The organism is Kitasatospora sp. NPDC007106 (assembly GCF_040634455.1).
Lineage (GTDB): Bacteria > Actinomycetota > Actinomycetes > Streptomycetales > Streptomycetaceae > Kitasatospora > Kitasatospora arboriphila.
The window spans coordinates 1-5141 of sequence record NZ_JBEYFP010000428.1 but is presented as its reverse complement, the minus strand read 5'-3'; the positions used below and the strand labels follow the sequence as shown (position 1 = coordinate 5141).

At 75.1% G+C, this 5141-nt stretch carries 6 protein-coding genes; 3 read left to right on the top strand and 3 right to left on the bottom strand.

Annotation, left to right across the window (positions count from 1 at the left end; all coding sequences use genetic code 11):
• Positions 1-690: ATP-binding protein (locus ABZ641_RS25320; RefSeq protein WP_359985179.1), on the top strand; the 690-nt coding region annotated here is incomplete at its 5' end.
• A gap of 66 nt (positions 691-756) precedes the next feature.
• Here the strand turns inward: ABZ641_RS25320 and ABZ641_RS25315 are convergent.
• Positions 757-1017: a hypothetical protein gene (locus ABZ641_RS25315; protein WP_030265899.1), complete on the bottom strand. Its 261-nt coding sequence runs from the start codon at positions 1015-1017 to the stop codon at positions 757-759.
• Positions 1018-1211: 194 nt separating this feature from the next.
• Positions 1212-1688 (bottom strand): Lrp/AsnC family transcriptional regulator, encoded by a 477-nt coding sequence (locus ABZ641_RS25310; protein WP_344623665.1) that lies wholly within the window; start codon positions 1686-1688, stop codon positions 1212-1214.
• 122 nt (positions 1689-1810) lie between these two features.
• Between ABZ641_RS25310 and ABZ641_RS25305 the strand changes: the two genes are divergently transcribed.
• Both ABZ641_RS25305 and ABZ641_RS25300 read left to right on the top strand, forming a co-directional pair.
• The gene (locus ABZ641_RS25305) at positions 1811-2434 is read left to right on the top strand and encodes a LysE family translocator (protein WP_344623666.1); all 624 of its coding nucleotides are present in this window, start codon (positions 1811-1813) and stop codon (positions 2432-2434) included.
• 109 nt (positions 2435-2543) lie between these two features.
• On the top strand, positions 2544-4382 hold the full coding sequence (locus ABZ641_RS25300) for an NAD-binding protein (protein ID WP_359985175.1): 1839 nt from the start codon (positions 2544-2546) through the stop codon (positions 4380-4382).
• Positions 4383-4385: 3 nt separating this feature from the next.
• Here the strand turns inward: ABZ641_RS25300 and ABZ641_RS25295 are convergent.
• Positions 4386-5141, bottom strand: a 756-nt coding sequence (locus ABZ641_RS25295) for a VWA domain-containing protein (RefSeq protein WP_359985172.1), incomplete at its 5' end; no start/stop codon positions are given.

Below are 5141 nucleotides of genomic sequence, written 5' to 3'. Positions count from 1 at the left end.
GCGCTGTTCGGCCCGCCCGGCACCGGCAAGACCACCTTCGCCCGGGCGGTCGCCTCCCGGCTCGGCTGGCCGTTCGTGGAACTGCTGCCGTCGCGGCTCGCCGACGAGGGCAACCTCGCCGCGGCACTGCGCACGGCCTTCGCCCGGATCGCCGAACTGGAGCGGGTGCTGGTCTTCATCGACGAGGTCGAGGAGATCGCCCCGGTGCGGGGCGAGGGCGCGGCCGGCGGCATGCACGGGGTCACCAACGAACTGCTCAAGCTGATCCCGGGGTTCCGCGAGGGGGAGGAGCGCCTGCTGGTGTGCGCGACCAACTCGATCCGCTCGCTCGACCCGGCCTTCCTGCGCCACGGCCGGTTCGACTACCTCGTCCCGATCGGCACCCCGGACGCGGCGGCCCGCCGTGCGATCTGGTCCCGGTACGCGGCGGGCCGGGCCGGGGTCGACCTCGACGCCCTGGTCGCCGCCAGCGGGCTGTTCACCCCCGCCGACATCGAACACGCCGCCCGGATCGCGGCCCAGGCGGCGTTCGAACGCGATCTCGGCGAGCCCGCCGAGGGGGAGCGGGCGGCCGCGGCAGGGGCCGCCACGGAGGACTACCTCGCCGCCATCGCCCAGTGCCGGCCGACCGTCACCCCGGCGATGACGGAGGAGTTCACGGCGGACATCGGCTCGCACGCCCGGATCTGAGCAGCTCGCCGTCCGGCGCACTCCACCCGGCCGCCGTCCTCGCGCGGCGGCGGCCGGGCCGCCCGCTCAGCTGCCGGGATGGGCGCCGACCGCGTCGCGGATCTGGTCGCCCAGCCCGCCGTTGGCCCGCGCGCAGTTGCCGCAGCAGAAGAACATGCCGGCCACCTCCACGCCGTGGCCGACGATCCGCACGCTGCAGTGCTCGCAGCGCGGCGCGAGCTTCTCCATCGCGCACTCGAAGCTGTCGAAGGTGTACGTGTCGCCGCTGACCGTCTTGATCTCGAAGGACAGCCAGTAGTCGTTCTTGCACACCACGCAGACCGCCATGGTCTCCACCTCGTTCCGTCGTCCGTGTTCCGGGCCTTTCCGAGTGTCCGGCCGGTCCGCGGGGGCGGCAATCACTGGGCTGCCGAACGGCGGCCGGGGACCACCCGCACGGGTGGCCGCGTGGCGGGGACCGGGCGCGGCGGGTCCGGGTCCAAGGCCGGGGCCGGGGGCCGTGGGTCCCGGTGCGGCGGGGATCAGCCGCGGGAGCCCGCGGCGGGCCGGACCGGCAGGCCGGTGTCCTCCTTCACCCGCTTCATCGTCATCAGCGAGTTGACCTGTGCGATCCCCGGCAGGCCGGACAGCACGTCGGTGATGAACCGCTCGTACGCTGCGACGTCCGCCACCGCGATCTTCAGCAGGTAGTCCGGGTCGCCGAACAGCCGGTGCGCCTCGACCACCTCGGGCAGCTCGGCCACCCGCTGCTCGAACTCGGCGACCGTCGCCCGGTCCTCGTGCCGCATCACCACCGTCACGAAGGGCTGGAAGCCGCAGCCGACCGCCGCGCCGTCCAGCATCGCCCGGTACCCGCGGATCACCCCGGACCGCTCCAGCTGCCGCACCCGCCGCAGGCAGGGCGAGGGCGTCAGGCCGACCCGGTCGGCCAGCTCGGCGTTGGTCAGCCGGCCGTCCTGCTGGAGCTCGTGGAGGATTCTGCGGTCAGTGCGGTCCATGGCGCAACATTCTGCCAAACGACCCCGATGAACTGCGCAAACAGGTCATCGGCTGCTCAGCCGTTCCGGCTACCTTCGGTCACCGACACCCGACCGCCGGCCACGGAGAGCACCGCACCGCCATGGACGCACACGCCCTGATCCTCTTCCTGGGGGTGGACCTCCTGCTGGTCTGCACCCCCGGACCCGACTGGCTGCTCATCGCCGCCCGCGGGCTCGGCCAGGGCCGCCGCGCCGCGCTGCTCGCCGTCGCCGGGGTCTGCGCCGGCTACACCGTCCACACCCTGCTCTCCGCCGCCGGACTCGCCGCCGCCCTGCGCGCCGTCCCCGCCGTCCTGCCCACCCTCCGCTGGGCCGGGGCCGCCTACCTCGCGGTGCTCGCCGTCACCATGCTGCTCTCGCTGCGCCGCGACGGCGGCAGCCCGCCCGAGGCCCGGCCCCAGCCCGCCCGCGCCGTGCTGCGGCAGAGCGTCCTCACCGCCCTGCTCAACCCCAAGGGCCTGCTGCTCTACCTCTCCCTCGTCCCGCAGTTCGTCGACCCCGCGGCCGCCCTCCCGGTCGGCGGCCAGGTCCTCGCCCTCGGCGCGCTCAACGTCCTGTCCTGCGCCGTGGTCTACGCCGCCGTCGCCCTGGCCGCCGGCCGCGCCCGCACCACCCTCGGCTCCACCCCGACCGCGGCCCGCCGGATGACCGCCGTCTCCTCCGTCCTGCTGCTCCTGGTCGCCGGCGTCACCGCCACCGCCTGACACCGCACCGGGAGACTGCGCAACACCGGCCGCGGCACACCGAACTGATCACACGTCAGACACCTTCCGGCCGCCCGCCGGAAGGATTCTGCGCATACGCTTCACCGGTATGACAGGGGACGGACACCGCGGGCACTACATCGTGTGCGGCGGGAACGCGCTGGCCCACCGGCTGGTGCTGGAGCTGACGGAGCACTACGAGGTGCCGGTGGTCGCCGTGCTGCCGGACCGGGACCGCGACCACGGGCCGCGGATCGGGCGGCTGCCCGGCGTCGCCGCCGTACTGGAGCACGGCACGGTGACCGAGGAGGCGCTGCGGGCCGCCGGGGTCGAAGGCGCGCTCGGCATCGCCCTGGTCGACGGCGACGACCAGCAGAACATCCACGCGGCGCTGACCGCCCAGGGCACCAACCCGGGCATCCGGATCGTGCTGCGGATGTTCAACCAGCGGCTCGGCGAACACATCGAACGGCTGCTGCCCAACTGCGCGGCCCTCTCCGGCTCCGCCACCGCCGCCCCGGCCTTCGCCAACGGCGTCCTCGGCCGCCCCAACTCGGTGCCGGTCGGCGGACGCTACCTCTACGTCGCGTACGACGAGGACATCGGCGCGGGCCGGCTCTGCCTGGTCGCCGACCGGATCGACCGGCAGGACCTGTCCCGGCTGCGGCTGCTGCCGGAGACCGCCGGCCGGGCCGCCGAGTTCATCGAACTGGCCCGAAGATACGGCGACAACGGCCCGCCCGGCACCGGCCCCGCCGGCCCGCCCGCACCGGCCGCCGGCCAGGGAGGGCTGGCCGCCCTGCAGGCCCTCGGCTCCGAACCGCCGCTGCGCATCCCGTGGACCTCCCGGCTGCGCTGGACGCTGCTCGACGCGCTGCGCTACGTCACCGGCGTCCGGATGCGGCTGGTGCTCAGCACCGCGTTCGCCGCCGTACTGCTCAGCACCGCCGTGCTCTACCTCGCCCACCGGGACGTCGGCTGGACGCTCTACCTCGCGCTGCTCGACCTCGCCGGCGCCGCCCAGCCGGACGACCCGGCGGCGGGCGCGCCGGGCGGGATCTGGGCCAGGGCCGCCCAGGTGGTCATCACCTTCTGCGGGATCACCTTCATGCCGGTGGCGACCGCCGTCGTGGTCGAGGCGCTGGCCAGCGGCCGCCGCGGCGTCCCCCGGGCCCCGAGCGCGGGGGTGCGCGGCCACGTCGTGGTGGTCGGCCTCGGCAGCGTCGGCATCCGGGTGGCCACCCTGGTGCAGGACACCGGCGTGCCGGTGGTCTGCGTCGAACGGGACCCGCAGGCCCGCGGCATCGCGGCCGTCCGGGCGCGGGGCATCCCGGTGCTGGTCGGCGACGCCCCGCTGGAGAGCCAGCTGCGCCGGGCCCGGATCCACAGGGCCCGGGCGCTGGCCGCCGTCACCAGCGACGACGCGGCCAACCTGGAGGCGGCGCTGGAGGCCCGCGCCGTCCGGCCGGACATGCGGATCGTGGTCCGGCTGTTCGACGACGACTTCGCGCACCACGTCTACGCGACGCTCGGCAACGTCGCCTCCCGCTCCGTCTCGTACCTGTCCGCGCCGGCCTTCGCCGCGGCGCTGATGGGCCGTGAGGTGCTGGGCACCCTCTCGGTGTACCGGCACGTGCTGCTGATCGCCGAGGTGGCCGTCGACGACGCCTCGGGCCTGGCCGGCCGGGACCTGCACGGCATCGAGCAGCCCGGCGGTGTCCGGGTGCTCGCCGTCCGGCTCGCCCGGCGGCCCGCCGACCTGCAGTGGAACTTCGCGGACCGGGCCCGCCGGCTGGCGGCCGGCGACCGGGTCGTGGTCGCCGCCACCCGCAGCGGCCTGGCCCGGCTCGCCGCGCCGGTGCCGCCCGCCGTACCGCCGCAACCGCGCAGTCCCGAACCGCGCAGTCCGGAACCGCCGGCCGCCGGGCCCGTGACGTCGGAGCCGTGAGGTTCAGCCGGTGACGCCGGCCGCCTTCGCCGCCTCCAGCCAGGCGGGGTAGGCGGCCAGCAGCCGCCCGTACAGGGTGTCGTCGGCGAGCGAGCGCGGGTTCCGGCCGGTGGCGCAGAAGCCGGCGTTCGGCGTGGCCCGGCCGGCCAGGCCGGTCAGTGAGCGGAGGAAGGCGAAGTGCTTGGCGTCGTGCTCGCCGAAGCCGAGGAACTGCCAGAAGACCGGCAGCTGCGAGGAGGAGCGGATCAGCGCCAGCACGTCCTTCTTGTCGAAGGCGGCACCGTCCGTCTGGAAGATCACGAAGGCCGGGTCGGTCGCCCCGCACTCCGCGTAGTGCTTCAGCACGGCCTTCATCGCCGGGGCGTACCGGGTGCCGCCGAACTTGGCGCCGACCGCCGCCCGCACCTGCTGCACCGCACCGTCGTGCCGCCCGATCACGACCTCCTGCGCCTCGTACGCCCGGTCGTTGAAGAGCACCACCGGGACGGTGCCGTCGTCGTCGAGGTTGGCGGAGAGCGCCAGCGACTGCTCGGCGAGGCGCTGCACCGAGCCGTCCCGGTAGAGGCCGCTCATCGAGGCGGAGTGGTCGAGCACCAGGTAGACGGCGGCGCGCCGGCCGTCCAGGCCCTGCTTGCGCAGCGAGACCCCGGCCGTCTTGTACAGCGACACCAGCGAGGGCGCGGTGGCCTGCAGCTTGTCGAGGCTGATCGCCGGGCCGGCGCCGTTGCGGGCCGGTGCGGCGGGCCGCGCCGCGGCCGC

What these genes read in the sequence shown, in the direction of transcription:
- ABZ641_RS25315 (WP_030265899.1), bottom strand. Translation starts at nt 1,017, where the DNA reads ATGGCGGTCTGCGTGGTGTGCAAGAACGACTACTGGCTGTCCTTCGAG.
- ABZ641_RS25310 (WP_344623665.1), bottom strand. Translation starts at nt 1,688, where the DNA reads ATGGACCGCACTGACCGCAGAATCCTCCACGAGCTCCAGCAGGACGGC.
- ABZ641_RS25305 (WP_344623666.1), top strand. Translation starts at nt 1,811, where the DNA reads ATGGACGCACACGCCCTGATCCTCTTCCTGGGGGTGGACCTCCTGCTG.
- ABZ641_RS25300 (WP_359985175.1), top strand. Translation starts at nt 2,544, where the DNA reads ATGACAGGGGACGGACACCGCGGGCACTACATCGTGTGCGGCGGGAAC.